The sequence below is a fragment of the Loigolactobacillus backii genome, from assembly GCF_001663675.1.
Taxonomy (GTDB): domain Bacteria; phylum Bacillota; class Bacilli; order Lactobacillales; family Lactobacillaceae; genus Loigolactobacillus; species Loigolactobacillus backii.
Genome location: NZ_CP014873.1, coordinates 1,682,857 through 1,699,102, shown reverse-complemented (window position 1 = coordinate 1,699,102; position 16,246 = coordinate 1,682,857). Strand labels below are relative to the sequence as shown.

Annotated in this window: 16 protein-coding genes; 2 read left to right on the top strand and 14 right to left on the bottom strand. The window is 42.4% G+C overall.

Features of this window, described 5'->3' with window-relative positions:
- Window positions 1-181: 181 nt before the first annotated feature.
- The gene (locus tag AYR53_RS07525) at window positions 182-1,840 is read right to left on the bottom strand and encodes a C40 family peptidase (RefSeq protein ID WP_068223414.1); all 1,659 of its coding nucleotides are present in this window, start codon (window positions 1,838-1,840) and stop codon (window positions 182-184) included.
- Window positions 1,841-2,328: 488 nt separating this feature from the next.
- On the bottom strand, window positions 2,329-3,639 hold the full coding sequence (locus AYR53_RS07520; RefSeq protein WP_068279064.1) for an IS1380 family transposase: 1,311 nt from the start codon (window positions 3,637-3,639) through the stop codon (window positions 2,329-2,331).
- 297 nt (window positions 3,640-3,936) lie between these two features.
- Between AYR53_RS07520 and AYR53_RS07515 the strand changes: the two genes are divergently transcribed.
- Window positions 3,937-4,635, top strand: a complete 699-nt coding sequence (locus AYR53_RS07515) for a metal-dependent transcriptional regulator (protein ID WP_068223411.1) — start codon at window positions 3,937-3,939, stop codon at window positions 4,633-4,635.
- A gap of 99 nt (window positions 4,636-4,734) precedes the next feature.
- Here the strand turns inward: AYR53_RS07515 and AYR53_RS07510 are convergent, their stop codons facing one another.
- The 11 genes from AYR53_RS07510 to racE all read right to left on the bottom strand — a co-directional run bounded on the left by AYR53_RS07510 (window position 4,735) and on the right by racE (window position 13,722).
- Window positions 4,735-5,220, bottom strand: a complete 486-nt coding sequence (locus AYR53_RS07510) for an S-ribosylhomocysteine lyase (protein WP_068223408.1) — start codon at window positions 5,218-5,220, stop codon at window positions 4,735-4,737.
- A gap of 84 nt (window positions 5,221-5,304) precedes the next feature.
- Window positions 5,305-5,877 (bottom strand): non-canonical purine NTP pyrophosphatase, encoded by a 573-nt coding sequence (locus tag AYR53_RS07505; RefSeq protein WP_068223405.1) that lies wholly within the window; start codon window positions 5,875-5,877, stop codon window positions 5,305-5,307.
- Between the two features lie 89 nt (window positions 5,878-5,966).
- Window positions 5,967-6,530 (bottom strand): GTP cyclohydrolase I FolE, encoded by a 564-nt coding sequence (gene folE, locus AYR53_RS07500; protein ID WP_068223402.1) that lies wholly within the window; start codon window positions 6,528-6,530, stop codon window positions 5,967-5,969.
- Complete coding sequence (folK, locus tag AYR53_RS07495) at window positions 6,502-7,014, bottom strand: 2-amino-4-hydroxy-6-hydroxymethyldihydropteridine diphosphokinase (RefSeq protein WP_225359716.1); 513 nt, start codon at window positions 7,012-7,014, stop codon at window positions 6,502-6,504. The genes folE and folK overlap by 29 nt, the downstream gene beginning before the upstream one ends.
- Window positions 7,004-7,372 (bottom strand): dihydroneopterin aldolase, encoded by a 369-nt coding sequence (gene folB, locus AYR53_RS07490; RefSeq protein ID WP_068223399.1) that lies wholly within the window; start codon window positions 7,370-7,372, stop codon window positions 7,004-7,006. Before folB ends, folK begins: the two co-directional genes overlap by 11 nt.
- Window positions 7,373-7,421: 49 nt before the next feature.
- On the bottom strand, window positions 7,422-8,534 hold the full coding sequence (folP, locus tag AYR53_RS07485) for a dihydropteroate synthase (protein WP_238595659.1): 1,113 nt from the start codon (window positions 8,532-8,534) through the stop codon (window positions 7,422-7,424).
- 250 nt (window positions 8,535-8,784) lie between these two features.
- Window positions 8,785-9,927, bottom strand: coding sequence for an N-acetyldiaminopimelate deacetylase (locus AYR53_RS07480; RefSeq protein ID WP_068223396.1), 1,143 nt, complete (start codon window positions 9,925-9,927; stop codon window positions 8,785-8,787).
- 296 nt (window positions 9,928-10,223) lie between these two features.
- Complete coding sequence (dapD, locus tag AYR53_RS07475; protein WP_068280878.1) at window positions 10,224-10,928, bottom strand: 2,3,4,5-tetrahydropyridine-2,6-dicarboxylate N-acetyltransferase; 705 nt, start codon at window positions 10,926-10,928, stop codon at window positions 10,224-10,226.
- Between the two features lie 22 nt (window positions 10,929-10,950).
- Window positions 10,951-11,448, bottom strand: coding sequence for a cyclic-di-AMP-binding protein CbpB (cbpB, locus tag AYR53_RS07470; RefSeq protein ID WP_068223390.1), 498 nt, complete (start codon window positions 11,446-11,448; stop codon window positions 10,951-10,953).
- A 92-nt stretch (window positions 11,449-11,540) separates the two neighbouring features.
- Window positions 11,541-12,902 carry a ribonuclease PH gene (gene rph, locus AYR53_RS07465; protein ID WP_068223387.1) on the bottom strand — a complete coding sequence of 454 codons (1,362 nt, stop codon included), beginning with the start codon at window positions 12,900-12,902 and terminating at the stop codon, window positions 11,541-11,543.
- 16 nt (window positions 12,903-12,918) lie between these two features.
- Window positions 12,919-13,722 (bottom strand): glutamate racemase, encoded by an 804-nt coding sequence (gene racE / locus AYR53_RS07460; protein ID WP_068223384.1) that lies wholly within the window; start codon window positions 13,720-13,722, stop codon window positions 12,919-12,921.
- 172 nt (window positions 13,723-13,894) lie between these two features.
- Between racE and AYR53_RS07455 the strand changes: the two genes are divergently transcribed.
- Window positions 13,895-14,533, top strand: coding sequence for a YslB family protein (locus tag AYR53_RS07455; RefSeq protein ID WP_068223382.1), 639 nt, complete (start codon window positions 13,895-13,897; stop codon window positions 14,531-14,533).
- A gap of 68 nt (window positions 14,534-14,601) precedes the next feature.
- Here the strand turns inward: AYR53_RS07455 and AYR53_RS07450 are convergent, their stop codons facing one another.
- A complete protein-coding gene (locus AYR53_RS07450) occupies window positions 14,602-15,999 on the bottom strand; it encodes a helix-hairpin-helix domain-containing protein (protein WP_068223379.1) in 1,398 nt (465 codons plus the stop codon).
- Window positions 16,000-16,246 lie beyond the last annotated feature (247 nt).

Sequence of the window (16,246 nt, the reverse complement as noted above, 5' to 3'; positions counted from 1 at the left end):
TTTTCGAGTAATTACTCTAGAACGTGGGCCAAAACCGATTTTTGGTCCACACTCCTTTACTGAATCAATTAACGATCATCACGCTTCCATAAAAATGGTTTATCTAAACCTATATAGACACAAAAAAGATCACCCTTAGAATTGTCGAATTAGGACAATCCTAGAGTGATCTTTTATCTGCCTAAAGTACTCGTACACCAAATGATGGTTCGAAGTAACTAGAAATCGATTGTACTTGAACGTTTTCACCAGGTTGTGGTGCGGCAATGTACTGGTTACCACCAATATATAGCGCAACGTGATAAGTTGCCCCAGCAGCTCCCCAGAAGACCAAATCACCAGGTTGTAAAGCACTAATGGAAACCTTTTGACCGGCACTTTCTTGTGAAACTGTGTAAGCTGGTAAACTGATGCCTGCAGCTGAGAAGGCATAACTAGTTAAGCCAGAACAATCTAACCCAACATTGGCCGTATGACCACCCCAAACGTAAGGAACACCAATTTGTGACTGCGCAGCTGCAATTACCTTTTGAACTGCTGATTGATCAGTTGTTGTGCTTGCAGTACTAGCAGCACTTTGACTTGGTGTAGTCGAAACTGGTGTCGTACTAGCCTGGCTACTTTGTGTTGTCTGAACTGTGTTAGTTGCTTCAGTTGCAGCACTTGATTGTGTCTGAGTTTGATTCACATTAGCAGCCGAGGTTGCAGCTGCTTGACTGGCAGCGGCTGAACTTGCGTTAGCAGTTGAAGTTGCGGCCGACTGGGCTGCAGCTTGGCTTGCATTAGCGACCGAAGTTGCAGCCGACTGCGCAGCGGCCTGACTTGCATTAGCGCTTGAAGTTGCAGCTGATTGGGCAACAGCCTGACTAGTAGCCGCAGCACTTGACTGCGCCTGACTAACATTAGCCGCTGAAGTTGCAGCTGACTGAGCCGCAGCCTGACTTGCTGCGGCAGCACTTGAAGCAACTGCCAAACTAGCATTGGCGCTTGAAGTTGCGGCTGATTGGGCAACAGCCTGACTAGTAGCCGCGGCACTTGACTGTTCCTGAGCTAGACTAGCGTTGGCAGCCGAGGTTGCAGCTGTCTGACTTGAATTAGCCGCTGAAGTTGCGGTTGCTTGTGTGGCAGCCTGACTAGCAGCAGTCGTACTTGTAGTTGATTGTTCAGCACTTGAAGCCGGTGTTGCACTAGCCTGTGAAGTCGTTGCCGCACTAACTGGTGTTGCTGCAGCTGTTGTATTAGCAGCAGTTGAGCTCTTAGTTGCCGTCGCCGTTAAAGAAACTGATTGGGTAACAACTTGCGTGTTTGCCAATTCTGGATCATTTAACGCTACGTAAGCACTTGGTACCCACTGGTTAGTCCCAATTTGATACCAAGTTAATCCATAAACTTGTTTTTGTGCGGTTACATTAATTGTTTGTTTGAAAGTTAAATATTTACCAGTTGGCTGACCACTAGTTGGTGAAGTCCAAATAGTCGTTGCGCCAGATTGATACTTAGAAGTAACGGTGTCTTTTTTAGCAGTTGTTGCTGCTTGCTGAGCGACTGTAACGTACTTAGCAGGTACCCACTGGTCATTACCAACGTTATACCATGTTTCACCAGCAATTTGCTGCTGGCTTTCGACATTAACCGTTTGCCCACTCGTTAAATAATGATTAGCAGTTAATCCTTGACTTGGGTTATTCCAAACAGTCGTTGCGCCATTTTGAAAATTAACCTTACCCTTGGTAGTTGCTGCTTGTGCTTGTGAAGTTCCAACCAATGCTGCCCCGGCCAGACCAACAACTCCCGCAGCTACGTATGTAGAGAAATGATTCTTAGATTTTGCTTTCGTCATATAACAGCCTCCTTGTTATTATTCATATTCACTTCAATAATTTCGAACCAGAAAAACGTAAACGTTCCCCGAAGTTTCTAGTGCTTAGTATAACGTATTTTAAGATAATTTTACAGTTATGTTTACCATTTAATAAGTTAATTATGATTGCATTTGACACAAACGGCTAAAATAATCTACGTCTACTAACCACTAACCCATGAGTTGATTACTCTTTAACTCACAAGATCTAGTGTACAATATTTTTAATTTTTTCTAAAGTTTTTACACCTATGTCATTAATTTACCCGAATTATTCATACGAGGTTTAATATCGGCATACCGCACAATTTTGGACCAATTCTCGTGCTGCTATGGCGTAGTCAAACCAAGATGTACTGTTTTTGCTAAAGGCTACCAAATTATGGGGCTGGATAAATTTTTGATCCTCAATTTTGAGCATACTTGCCCCTTGGCCGAACCGACTTTTTTTGATTTTTTGCACCAGTTTAGCCCCACTGTAGCGCTTGGATTCGAGCTAACAGTTGATAAAACAAATCCTGATAGACGTGGTGGCGGCTTAATTTTAGATAAAGTTGCCGGCCGCTGGTCACCAGCTTACCCGCTACTTTAAACAGCCATAAGCGCAAGGTTGTAACCTGTAATCGCTGATGTTGTACAGGCAACAATTGGCGCATCAAGCTGACTAAATTATAAGCGAGGACACTGAGCATCATGCGGGCATAATTTGGTATAAATTGCGAGCTAGTCATTTTATCCAGGTAAAAGCCAGCCTTGGCTTCCTTGATATAGTTTTCCATTTGACCCCGTTGGTGATAGGCGTGAAATGCATCTTCGGCGACAAAACTCGTTAAATTGGACACGAGGTATTCATGTTGAAATAACAATTCACCAGCTGGTCGAGTTGATTTAATATAGATCTGGCGCGGCTTAGACCATGATCGGGCTTGATAAGACGCGCGATAATAATGGACCTCGGTCTCAGTCCAATTCTGCTCATCACTGATCTGAACAAAACGTTCAGCCAGTTGGTTCAGCCGCCGATTGGCTTTCAGGCGGATCAAGTAAAAAGTGTCGTTGGCTTCACAAGTTTCGTATAATTCTGGAGTCGCAAAGCCACTATCCCCGCGGACCAAGATATCAGCGTTCGGTTTGACTTGATGATAGTGCTGTAGTAGTGGTGTGATAAAGGGGGCAATATCCGTACTGGTATAAACATTACCTGGGCGCAATTGAGCCTTTAAACAGTGGCCCGTTTGCCCGTCAAAAGCGACCAGCGGATGGTAACCCGTGGTACCGTAATGCGCATTAAAGGCCGTTTTTTCCTGATGACCATGAGTATCGGCGTGAGTCGAGTCAATATCGAGGATCAGCTGTTGTTGCTTGGCGCCAGTCCACGCTTGGTCAAGCAATGCTTGATTCAACGTTTGTAATGAGGTGATGGTCTGCTCGTCACAGCGTTGCCAAAAACGGGATAATGACGGTTGTGAGGCCAATTGCGGTTGTGCCAATAGTAATTTAAATGTGGGGTCATTGCGCAAACTGGTGGCAGCTAGATCGGCCGGGTAACCGGCGATCAACTGCAGCACGACCTGTTCTAGTAGACTAACGTTGCTGTAACGAGCGTAATGGCGCTGGTCATCAAAATGGACTAATTGATACGCTAAGGTCGTGAAATTGAGTTGCGCCATTAATTCTTTGACCAACACTAGCCCAGCATCAGTGGAAAGTTCACCACCAGTGTGCGAAATATGTAATTTAGGATTGAAATTAACTCGTTTTCCCGGTAAAGTTGCCATGAGAAGGACCTCTTTCTTTGGGTGGATAGCTGACTTGTGGTGAATCAACTATACCAAATCGGAGGTTCTTTTTCTGCACTAAAAAGGTGAAAAATAAAAAACACAGTACCGCCCATGATACCGGGGTGACACTGTACTTGGAGAACTTATGGTGAATAATTCAGGATTTACAATATTTGTTACAGTTTCGTCATCCAATTCAGTTTAGTGTCGTTGCCTAATTCATTATAATTGCGGTATACTATAAACAATAAATTTTTAATGTTAGAATTTTGCTATAGGAGCGTGATAACGTCAATGACGCCTATTAAAGAAGATTATTTGAAGATAATATTCGAACTCGGCGGTGCTAAACGTGAAGTTTCAAATAAACAAATTGCTTTAGCATTAGGTATTGCGGCTGGTTCAGTGACAGAGATGATCTCTAAATTAAAAAAAGAACGCCTTGTTTCACATAAACCTTACGATGATATTTCATTAACAAAAAAGGGCCTCGATCAGGCCATCCTATTAATTCGTAAACACCGTTTATGGGAGACTTTTCTGGCTTCTACGCTTGATTTTGCGTTAGCAGATATTCACCCTGAGGCTGAGGTTCTGGAACACGCAACTAGTGCTGAGCTACTAGCGCACCTTGATAAGTTTCTCAACTACCCAACCCACTGTCCTCATGGTGGTGTCATTCCTGATCGTGATGGTAACTTTCAAGAAGAAAGTTATACTGTCTTGGATGATATTCCCGATGGTAAAACGGTCACCATTGAACGTTTTATCGATGACCATGATCTTCTAATTTACTTACGCGATATTAATTTAAAATTAGAAACTCAAATTAAGGTCATCAAACACGAACCATTTGATGGTCCAATTGCGGTGCAGGAAGTTGCCAGTGGTAAGCAACTTAGTATCAGTTTTAAGGCTTCCCATAATATTTTTGTTACTGATGAACAAGGCAATCCCTTCAAAGTTGATAAAATGGCTAAGAAAAAAGAATAGTAATTCAAAATTCCCCCAATTAGTAGACTTAGCCGTCCACTAATTGAGGGAAATTTTATTTTACAATATTAAATTAAATTGTGCCGTTAATTCAAGAAGCTACAATGATTTAGTTACGACTTTACGGTCAAAGGGATCTGAACTAATACCTTCTGCCAAAATCTTCTTTGCCCATTCCTTAGCGGAGAACAATGAATGGTCGCGGTAATTGCCACAACTTGTAATATCAGTTCCTTGAACGTCATCCCAAGTCGCTGGTCCAGCAATAAATTCAAGTGAGCCCTTCAAAGCTTCAGCAACTTCGGTTGTAGAGTGTTCACCCCAAGTTATTAAATGAAAACCAGTCCGGCAGCCAAATGGCGAACAATCAATCACACCAGACATTCGGTCACGCAATAATCCGGCTAACATATGTTCAATTGTATGTAAACCTGCAGTTGGAATTGCGTTTTCATTTGGTTGAACCAAACGTAAATCAAAGTTAGAGATTTCATCACCCTTTTTGCCCGTTTCAACGGTAATTAAACGAACATACGGTGCTTTAACCTTTGTATGATCCAACGTAAAACTTTCTACTTTTGCCATTTTTTTAAAACCCCCATTTAATTTAAATCCTAGTTACCAACTTCATTGTACTGCTTTTTTGCCTATTTTTGAACCATGTGGCAATTACCATTTCAGTTGGCCCAACTGCTGCATTAAATTAACCACAGCACGGCCGCGGTGACTATACTGCCGGCGTCTTTCAGCCGGTAGTTCGGCCAATGTTTTACCTAGGCCTGGTAATTCCAATAGTTGATCAAAGCCACCACTATAATGACCGCGAGCCAGATTAACTAATTGACCGGTAACACATCCTTCAGCACTCAACCACAATGCATTCGGCAACCGTAAAACAAGCACACTTCGTAGGCTAACTTGCCGATTCGTTTCACCGGCCAATCTTTTTAATAAATAATCATTCCACTGCGCCGGTGGAATTTGGGCCAGGTCCCGGCGTGTTCGAACACCAAAAGATTGCGGTAGAGCCTTAAACTCAATTCCGGAATCGTCTGCCAAAATTGGTAAATTAATATTTCTTAACGTCATTACTTTAGCCTTAGCATTAGCGTAATAACTAACGTTACCTTCCGCCGGAAAATTAATTGTTTTCGGTAAAATCAAATTAACGTTAGCCGGCATTAATTGACTCAATTCCGCTAGCTTTTTCCGGTTATGACTCGCAAAAATAATTGTTTTCATTTGAGTATCACTACCTTTTCAAATGTCGCAACATCAATTATTAAAGTGGCAGCAACCACTTAGTTCTTTGACTATTTACGGCCGCAAAATCACAATGCCAATCGTTGCTGGAATTCACTTTTAGCTACCGCATTTTTTAGGCCTCCAGAAAAGGCGGCCGTGACCGTTTCACTTCCTGTTTTTTGGATACCGCGCATTTCCATGCACATATGGCGCGCCTTAACTTCCACCGCAATACCACCTGGCCGTAAAATTTTATCCAGTTCAGTCACAATCTGTGAAGTTAGCCGTTCCTGAACACTAGGCCGTTTGGCAACGTAATCCACCAAGCGAGCAATTTTACTCAGGCCAATAATTTGGCCTGCCTTAGGAACATAGCCCACACTAACCGTTCCCCAAAAAGGGAGTAAATGATGTTCACACATTGAGTAAAAAGGAATTTCCTTAACAATCACGAGATCATTTTCGCTATCCGTTTTAAACATTTTATAATCCGTAAATTCCGTCTGCTTCACGCTGGCAAAAATCTCCGCGTACATTCGTGCAACCCGCGCCGGTGTCTCTTTTAAACCTGGTCGCTTAATATCTTCGCCAACTGTTTCCAAAATAGTTTGAACGGCTAATTCAATCTTTTTCAACTCTGTTTGCTTCATCGAATACACTCCCAATCTTCTCAATTTGTTGTTGATCGCCTAAATTCTGTAATAAAATTAATGTCCGTTGGTGTAATTTTCCAGTTGTAATTTCCAATAAAGGAATTAATACAAACGCACGGCGGTGCATTTGTGAATGTGGTATTGTCAGTGATTGTGTTTTAATTTTTAAATTGTCATACAATAAAATATCTAAATCAATTGTGCGCGGGCCCCAGTGAACTTTTCGTTGCCGCTTACCTGCTGCTTCAATTTGCTGCAGTTTTACTAATAAGGCCGTTGGTGTTAATGAGGTTCGCAAATATAGCGCACAGTTATAAAAATCATCCTGTTTAACGCCACCAACTGGGGCTGTCTGGTATAAATTTGAAATTTGCTGAACGCTGATTTCAGAATCCTTTTTTAACGCCATAATTGCCTTCCTCAGCGCCTGCTTACGGTCACCAAGATTAGCACCTAAACTCAAATACACATCATGCATCATCGCGCTTCACCTCACTGACAACTGCAACGTGATCAAAAATACCATCTATTGGCACACTATATTTGCGAAGCTCTAGCTTAATCCCCATCACTTTAGGGTATGCGGCCAATATTACCTGGGTTAAATAATTGGTCAAGCTTTCAATTAATTGATATTGGTGTGTTTTAACCGACTGAGCAATTGTTTGGTAAACGGCAGCGTAATTTACCGTCTGCCGTAAGTCATCCTTAGTTCCAATTTTTTCAAAAGGAACCTGTAAAGCAACGTCGACTTCCAAGCGTTGACCTAACTTGTTTTCTTCCTCTAAAACGCCATTATACGTATAAAATTGCATATTAGTTATTTTGATTTGGCCCATCATTGCCCCCCTTTTCAACACAGTCATAAATTAATAGCCGACCAACAACTTAATACGCAAAACTTCGCTTTACTTTATCAATAATTGTTAGTGTTTGGCGGGTTTCTTCAACGTCATGAGCACGCATAAAATTAACGTCTAAACTGGTTGAATTTGCAAATAAGGCCATTGTTGGTACCAATCGTTCACTAACTGGTAAATTCAGTAGTTTCCCAATGAATCCTTTTCGTGAAGGTGCTATTAAAGTTGCAACGCCTAAATCATTAAAAGCATCTAAATTGTGTAGCAATGTATATTCCTGTTCGTAAGTTTTACCGAAATCGCCACCTAGGCCAACGTCAATCATTAGTTGCTGGCGGGTCAGGCCGGCCTTAATTGCCGTTTGAATCGTATTTGCAAAATACTGGTGAATATCCGTTATTAAATCTTGGTAATGCGTTGTGTTTTGCGTATGCATAATAATTAGCCCCGCATTGGCCTGAACAACGGCGTTTAAAATTTCGGCGGTCACTGGCCTGACATCATTAATAATTGCTGCGCCGGCGGCCAGTACACCCGCAACCACTTGATACTTATAAGTATCAACAGCGATTGGCACATTGATGGTGTTTCTAATAGCCTTTAATACCGGTAAAATACGGCGTAATTCTTCATCTGCGCTGATCTCATTGTAACTTTGACGAGTTGATTGACCGCCTAATTCGATCACAGCAGCACCCTGGGCAACCATTTCCTTTGCACGGGCAACTGCCTTCTCAGTTGTGAAATACTGCCCACCATCGGAAAATGAATCATCCGTAATATTCAAAATACCGTAAACTGAGGTCTGGGCCTGAGTATCAATTGTAAACTGCCGTGCTTTAAACTGCTTGGCCTGTTTTAACTCACGGCCAATCGCCAGCAAGGCAGTTTGGTAAGCAGATAGACTTTCACTTGTAACGTGAACTTGGTAAAGCCAATATTTATTGACCACTAAAAATTCACGCTGTTTATGCCTAAAAGCAGCCACACGTCCAAGCTGATTAAAGGTCTTAATTGCTGTTGTTTGCCATCCCTGCCCCGCTCCGACTTCCAAAAGAATCATGTCGGCCTTCAATTGGGCAAGAAAATTAGGCGCAAATAATTGTTGCCGTACTTTTGCTGGTACTAGCTTAATTTCCACGGCAGTTCCTCCTCGCTTTACTTATACTTACAATTAGCTTAAACTATTTCAAACGTGAACGTCAATAAAATAGCAGGGGCCCTAAACTCAATTATGAGTTTAGGGCCCCCGCTTAGGCATGGTCGTATTTAGAAAGACAGTTTACTGCGACAACTCGAACTTCGGTTTATCTTAGTCCGATTGGCCGCGTCAGCGAAGCTAATAACACTTCAATTGCGGAGTAAAATCTAATTGCCTTTTCAAATATTCCCTACGCTAAAGTTTGATCTCGTTGTTTAAAGTAAGCTGTGATAGCAGCAACACCCTTTTCAATTGCCGCCTCATTTGGCGCTAATTTTTCTGAATGTAGTTGATATGGTTGATCAACTCCTAGCCAAAACATGGTTCCATTAATTTTAGAGATTAAGTACCCAAAATCCTCGCCGGTCATCGCCGGTTCAGTTTCAATAAAATTGACGCCTGGTTCTTGTTGCATGAAATCAATCAGCGCCTTGGTTGTAATCGGATTATTTTCAACCGGATAATAACCACCTTGGTTGAGCTTTAATTCGACCTCACAATTAAAGGCCAATGCAACGCCTTCTGCAATTGTTTGGACACGCCGTTGAATGTGGCGATTCATTTTTTGCGTTAGTGCACGAATTGTTCCATCAATTTTGGCCTCACCACTGATGACGTTACCAATCGTTCCCGCGTGAAATTGACCAAGCGTGACCACACCGGCTTCAATCGGGTTAACATTACGACTCACAATTGTTTGTAATTGACTGACAAAGTAAGCGCCAGCAACCACCATATCGTTAGCTAAGTGCGGGTAGGCCGCGTGACCACTCTTACCGTGAAAGCGAGCGTGAATTTCACAAGTTCCCGCGAAAAGGGTCCCTTGCCGGCACCCAATTGCCCCGGCTGGTAGCTGTGGATTAATATGTAATCCATAAATCTCGTCAGGCAGCCAATCGTCTAGTGCACCGCTGTCGTATAGTCGCTTACCTCCACTGGCATTTTCTTCGGCTGGTTGGAACAAGAAAAATAAGTTATTTTTTGGCTGGTGCTCCGCAAAATACGCTAAGAGCCCGAGTGCAACCGTCATGTGTAAATCATGACCACAGGCGTGCATCATTCCGGGATGCTTAGAAGCAAAGGGTAAACCAGTTTTTTCAGTTACAGGCAAGGCATCAATGTCCGTCCGCCAACCGATTGTCTTCTTAGCCACACTACCTGCAACCAATACCAGCGTTGCCGTTTCGACCGTTTTAATTTTTAAATTAGTTTGTGGCAAACGCTTAATAACGTTAAGTAAGTATGCTTGTGTTTCATGTTCCTGCAAACCAAGCTCGGGAATTTGATGTAAATCTTCGTATATCTTTGTTAGAGCCTTCGTCGTTAGTGTCAAACTATTTCATCCCTTTAAAAGAGTGTCTCAAAAAATTGTTCAGTTCTACGCTGTAATTGCAAGTTATGACGGGTTACTAGCAGCCAACGATACCCAGATTGAGATCGATCGAGGCTCAAATGACGGTCAAGTCCATTAATAACCTTGTCGCTACGGTGATGGTGATTCAACCAAGACGATAAGCCAAGTTGAACCATCACTCCGCGCACTCATCCAAAGTGTATTTAAAAAGGCACCCGAAATTAACTTAATTGCCGCGTACTTATAAAAATAATTTCTAGCTATAAATTCGCTAACTAATCTAATTTACGTAAGGCATCCAAAATTTCAGTCTTACTTCGGGTTTTATCATCAATATCTTTAATCTTCTTAGCCGGTACACCGGCAACAACCGTATTTGGCGTAACGTCTTTTGTGACAATAGCACCGGCAGCAACAACAGCACCCTTACCAACATGAACGCCTTCCAAAACAACTGCATTAGCACCAACTAAAACATCATCGTCAATCATAACGGGTTGGGCTGAAGGTGGCTCAACAACGCCGGCCAGTACAGCCCCAGCACCAATATGGGCTCGCTTACCAACAGTTGCCCTGCCGCCAAGTACAGCGCCCATATCAATCATTGAGCCCTCACCAATCACGGCACCAATATTAATTACGGCACCCATCATAATCACAGCATTTTTATGAATTTCAACCTGATCGCGAATAAACGCTCCTGGCTCAATCCGAGCATCAAATTGTTTTAAATCAACCATTGGAACGGCCGAATTGCGGGCACTGTTTTCAACGTGGTAATCGCTAATTGCGGCCGCATTCTCCTTTAAAAAGGGTTCAACAATGGCCCAATCACCAAAGAGTACCCCCGTTTTCGTTTCAAAAAAAGTTTCTAATTCATCTGGCACCTTTAAAGCGGTCAGATTCCCCTTAAGATAGACCTTAACTGGTGTTTGCTTCTTTGCCTCACTGATAAAGCGAATAATTTCGTTGGCGTCCAAAACGACACCCACCTTTCCTATTTCATTTTTTTAAGGTTAAATTTTCATTTACCTCTCCCTGTTTAATTAGTTGTGGTTCCCGCTCAAAATTATGAACAACGTAGTTAAAACTTTTCATCATTTCACGCCGCGTCACAATTCCCGTAAAGTCACCTTCGCGACTAACTACCGGTAAAAACGGATCATCTACTAATAAATGTAATATTAACTCAATGTCATAGGGATTTTCAACTGTTGCAACATCGCGTTCACAAACTTCGCCGACATAATGTTGACTAAGTTGGCTCACATCAATATCGTCCAGCCCTAACATTGTGTCCGTAATCATTGGCATTGACAACAAACCAATGAATTTTGAATCAGCATCCAAAACAGGAATTTTGGAATAACGAACTTTTGTCAGGACTAAAAAAGCGTGGTTTAGTTTATTATCAACTTGGACATTAGCAACCTTTTCAGCAGGAATTAAAAAATGATCCTGATTTTTTGCAAGCATTGTAAGCATTGGCTGACTAATCACGAAAACCGCCTCCATTCATTACCTTTATTGTACTGAAAACTAAATGTAAAACCAGCTTTTCATAACGACTTCATTCAAATTTAAATAATACACTAATCTTTGGCTAACCAGTCTTGCCACTGATCCTCTAATTTCCGTAAAGCATTACCCCGGTGCGAAATTTTATTTTTTTCAACTTCGGTTAACTCGGCCATACTCCTTTTCAAACTTGGCACGTAAAATAAAGGATCGTAACCAAACCCGTTATCCCCACGCGGAATCGATAAGATCTCACCGGCAACTTCGCCATCAACGACTAAATCATCTTTGGGACGACCAGGCTTGGCAAAAACAAGCGTTGTGTGAAAAGTCGCAGTACGTTTTTCCTTGGGTAATTCACTTAATTCATACAGTAATTTAGCGTTATTTGCGGCATCATTATGGTCACCAGCAAAACGCGCCGAATAAACTCCGGGACGGCCGTGCAATGCATCAACCATCAACCCAGAATCATCCGCCAAAACGGGTAGATTTAATTTCAAAGCAATTGAGTCGGCCTTCAAACGTGCATTTTCTTCGAATGTTTTGCCGGTTTCTTTAACCTCAGGGATTTCTGGAAAATCAAGCAAGGTTTTAACCGTTAAATCGGCCGCGGCAAACATTGCTTTGAATTCTTTGGCCTTACCAGGATTGCGCGTTGCAACCACAATTGTTTGCTCGTCTAAATTAGCCGTATCGTAAGGGTGCAGTAATTTTTCAAACTGGTGCCGTTGCGCCGTAATGAGCTGCTCGACCCCTTTGGTTCCCAAATAAAGTAGATCATTTAGTTCGCTACCAGAAAAAGTTGCCTCTTCACCAGTTCCTTGCAGTTCAACAAATTCACCACTGCCGGTCCGCACAATGTTCATGTCAACTTCGGCTTGTGAATCTTCATCGTAATCAAGGTCAAGTACTGGTCCTAATTCAGGTACGATCCCAACACTAATGGCGGCCAAATCATCCTTCAGTGGATCTTCCGCCAGCACTTGGGTATCCAGTAAGTGTTGAATCGCTAACTTTAAGGCAAAAAAAGCCCCGGTAATACTGGCCGTTCTTGTCCCACCATCCGCCTGCAAAACATCACAATCGACGATAATTGAACGCTCACCAAGCCTTTCTAAATCAACTACTGCCCGTAAAGAGCGGCCAATTAAGCGCTGAATCTCAATCGTCCGCCCATTTTGGTGGCCCCGTGTTGCTTCACGTCGAGTCCGTTGTTGTGTTGCTCGGGGTAACATGCTATATTCCCCGCTAATCCAACCCTTACCCTGTCCCTGCAAGAATTTAGGCAAGTGTTCTTCAACACTGGCGTTACAAACAATTCGCGTATCACCAAGCACCATCAAGACTGAGCCTTCAGGATTTTTCAGATAATTGGGTACCATTTTAAATGGCCGTAACTCAGCCTTTCCCCGATCATTTTGTCGTTGTAACATAACTTTAACCTCCAAATTAAAAGTCAACGTGCTGCGTATCTAAATCGCCTAATTGTAGCCAATCCCCTGCAATTTCGTTAAACATTTTGGGATTACCCGTGGTATAAAATGCGTGTTGCGGTGCTACCTGATTATTCTCGTTGGCAATCTCAAAATAATCTAAAAGCATCGACACTTGGGTCACCGTTTCGGCACCAGAATCAATTAAAGTCACCTGATCACCAACAAAATTTTGAATTAAAGGCCGTAGTAACGGGTAGTGCGTACAGCCCATAACCAAAGTATCAATGTTTTTATCCGCAAAATAACTTAGATCATCCGCCACCACCTTTTTGGCAACGGCTGATCGATATTCATTACTTTCAACTAATGACACAAATTCAGGGCACGCTAAACTACTAACGGTTACGTGGGCCGCTTTTTGGTGAATAGCCTTGGCGTAGGCCGCACTTTTAATTGTTCCTTGAGTACCAATGACACCAATCCGTTGGTTTTTAGTTGCTTTGATTGCGGCCCGGCTACCTGGTAAAATAACGCCGATCACCGGAATCTTTAACTTATCCTTTATCTCTTCTAAAGCGGCCGCTGTTGCTGTGTTACAAGCAATTACAATCATTTTAACGTTTTGGGCCAATAAGAAATTGGTCATGTCCCAAGTAAATTGCTTAACTTGTTCCTGCGGTCTGGGGCCGTATGGATTACGTGCCGTATCACCGATATAAACCACTCGTTCGTTCGGTAACTGCCGCATTGCTTCACGAACAACGGTTAGTCCACCAACACCCGAGTCCATAAAGCCAATCGCTTGTTCATTGCTCATTTATTTTGCCTCTTTTACACTTTAAAATTCTGTCCTTGATTGAACCTCGAACCTAAACTCTACCGCCATTTTAAAAATTGTGCAAGGTTTCCACTTTTATCATGAATTAAACGTGCGAACGATTCTTTTTTGGTATAATGAACCTAAGAGCTTTTAAGAGGGGACGTTACCCATGACAGAAAACTTATATGACAGTTTAATAAAATCTTCCACACCGGCTAATTCCTTGAATTACGAATTATTGCGTGACGTGTTATTGCCAAATTTACTTGGTCAAGAGTCAGCAGGTATTTTGTACTGGGCTGGTAAAAGCCTTGCGCGGCAATTACCACTAGCTGATATCAGCGATCTTTCTCACTTTTTTAGCCAATTCGGCTTGGGTGACTTGACGTTAACTGAACAAGGACACCGCCAATATCATTTTACCTTGGCCGGCCCCATTATCGAGAAAAGGCAAGCAGCTTTTGCAAAGGCTGACTTTCAACTTGAAACTGGTTTTATTGCCCAACAAATTCAACAGATCACTGCAGTGGTGGCTGAAGGTCAGCAAGAGAGCGGCCAAGGTTTGGTTACCATTACGATTGCCACGGATACAACTGATACTCCTTTGACGAACCAAACTACTGAGCCACTAACCTTTTCAAAAAGTGATTCTGAACCGATCGAAGCAGCACCGGAGATAACAGAGACTGAACCTAACATTGAAGCAGCCACAACTAAATCTGAAAATAATACTGAGCCTCGTGCAGGTTTTATTCCTTCACGCCGTGACGACCATAAAAGACGCCACTGGTTTGGTAGTCACCATTAATCAATTATTCTTAAAGGAAGCAACTTAGGGTTAAACTTATAAACCCTAGGCCGCTCCTTTTTTTATAATTAATCAAGATTTGCTTGACTTAATACCTTATTTAAATTTTCTGCGACTGCAGTTGGTATTCCCAGTTTAACCAATTCGGCAACTGGCGCAGCTGCAATCTGCTCAATCGCACCAAACTGACGTAAAAGTACTTGTTTTCTTTTAGGCCCAATGCCAGGAACAGTATCTAACAATGAAGCAAAGCCGCTCTTTTCATGCCGTTGCCGAAAATAGGTAATGACAAAACGGTGAACTTCATTTTGAATTTGGGTAAGCAGGCGAAACGCCAGACTAGTTTTCTCTAAAGGAACTATTTGTCCGCTAAATAATAAATGATCCGTGCGGTGATGCTGGTCCTTGACCATTCCGGCCACAGGAATTAATAAACCAAGTTGATCTTCTAGAACACCTTGCGCTGCAGTAACTTGGCCCGGCCCACCATCAATTAAAATAAGATCGGGCAAGCGGCTGCCGGTCTTTAATAACCGAGAATAACGCCGGTAAATCACTTCACGCATTGCCGCATAATCATCCTGGCCAATAACCGTCTTAATCTTGTATTTCCGATAATTGGATTTTAACGGCCGACCATGTTCAAACACAACCATCGCCGAAACCAGGTCCGCGCCCTGCAAATTAGAGTTATCAAAGGCCTCAATTCGGGTTGGCGCCGGTATTCCTAATGCAGTTCCTAAATCACGAACTGCCTGCTGACCATCTAACTTAGCCGTTACCACCTGCGACTGTGCAAATTTAATTGCCAATAAAACAGCGCCACGCTGGAAGCCATGTTCAGGCTGTTGCCAATTATGTTCACGGTCAGTTGCCAAAGTAAGTTCTTTTGGCAGTAACACATTGGTTGGTGTTAAATGATTTTTTTGTTGATAAAATCTGGTTAAATAGGCCTTCATTGTTTGTTCAATCGATGTTTGTAATTTTACAGTAACGGCGGTTCGTTGCTGAATGCTCTCCTGGCGAATGAACAAGGTTGTCAGACAAATTTGGTTCCCTTTTACGGCGTACCCAAATGCATCTTGGCTTACCTTGGTTGCCACCCAATGTTGTTGCTCAATTAAGGTGGCCAGTTTTTGCCAGTGATTGCGATAGGTTGCCGCTAATTCAAAATTTAATTTAGTTGCTTCCTGTTGCATTCTTTGGGTTAACAACATTTGTAACGGCTGATAATCACCGGCCAAAAAAACATGACAGTTTTGCAGCCATTGATCTGTTCCTAATAGCGGTTTGAGTCCCTCAAGTAAATCCGACAATGTTTGGGCCACCTTAAAATCAGGATACGGTCCAGAGTAGGCTGCTTCATCAGCTGAAATCATTGTCGTCACGGATAACACTGCCGGTTTTATTGCCAGCTTTAAGTATGCGTAAACTTTTAAATCGCGTCCCTTTTGCTTTCGAATCACGGTCATTACCTCCAGAGTCAATCCACTTAATTATAGCATTGAAGTTCTGGCTGGCCACCAGTTGCAGTCAAGCTAGTCTAATACAAAAATATTCATTAGCGTGTCAATTTATTAATCACCACTTTCAAAACCAGCCCGATATTCTTCACCAAAAAGGACCAACCACAAAACCTAAGTTTGTGGTTGGTCCGATTATAGTCATGCTCAGCATTGAAGCTTATTTGTGGGTCTACACTTTCTGGTATTG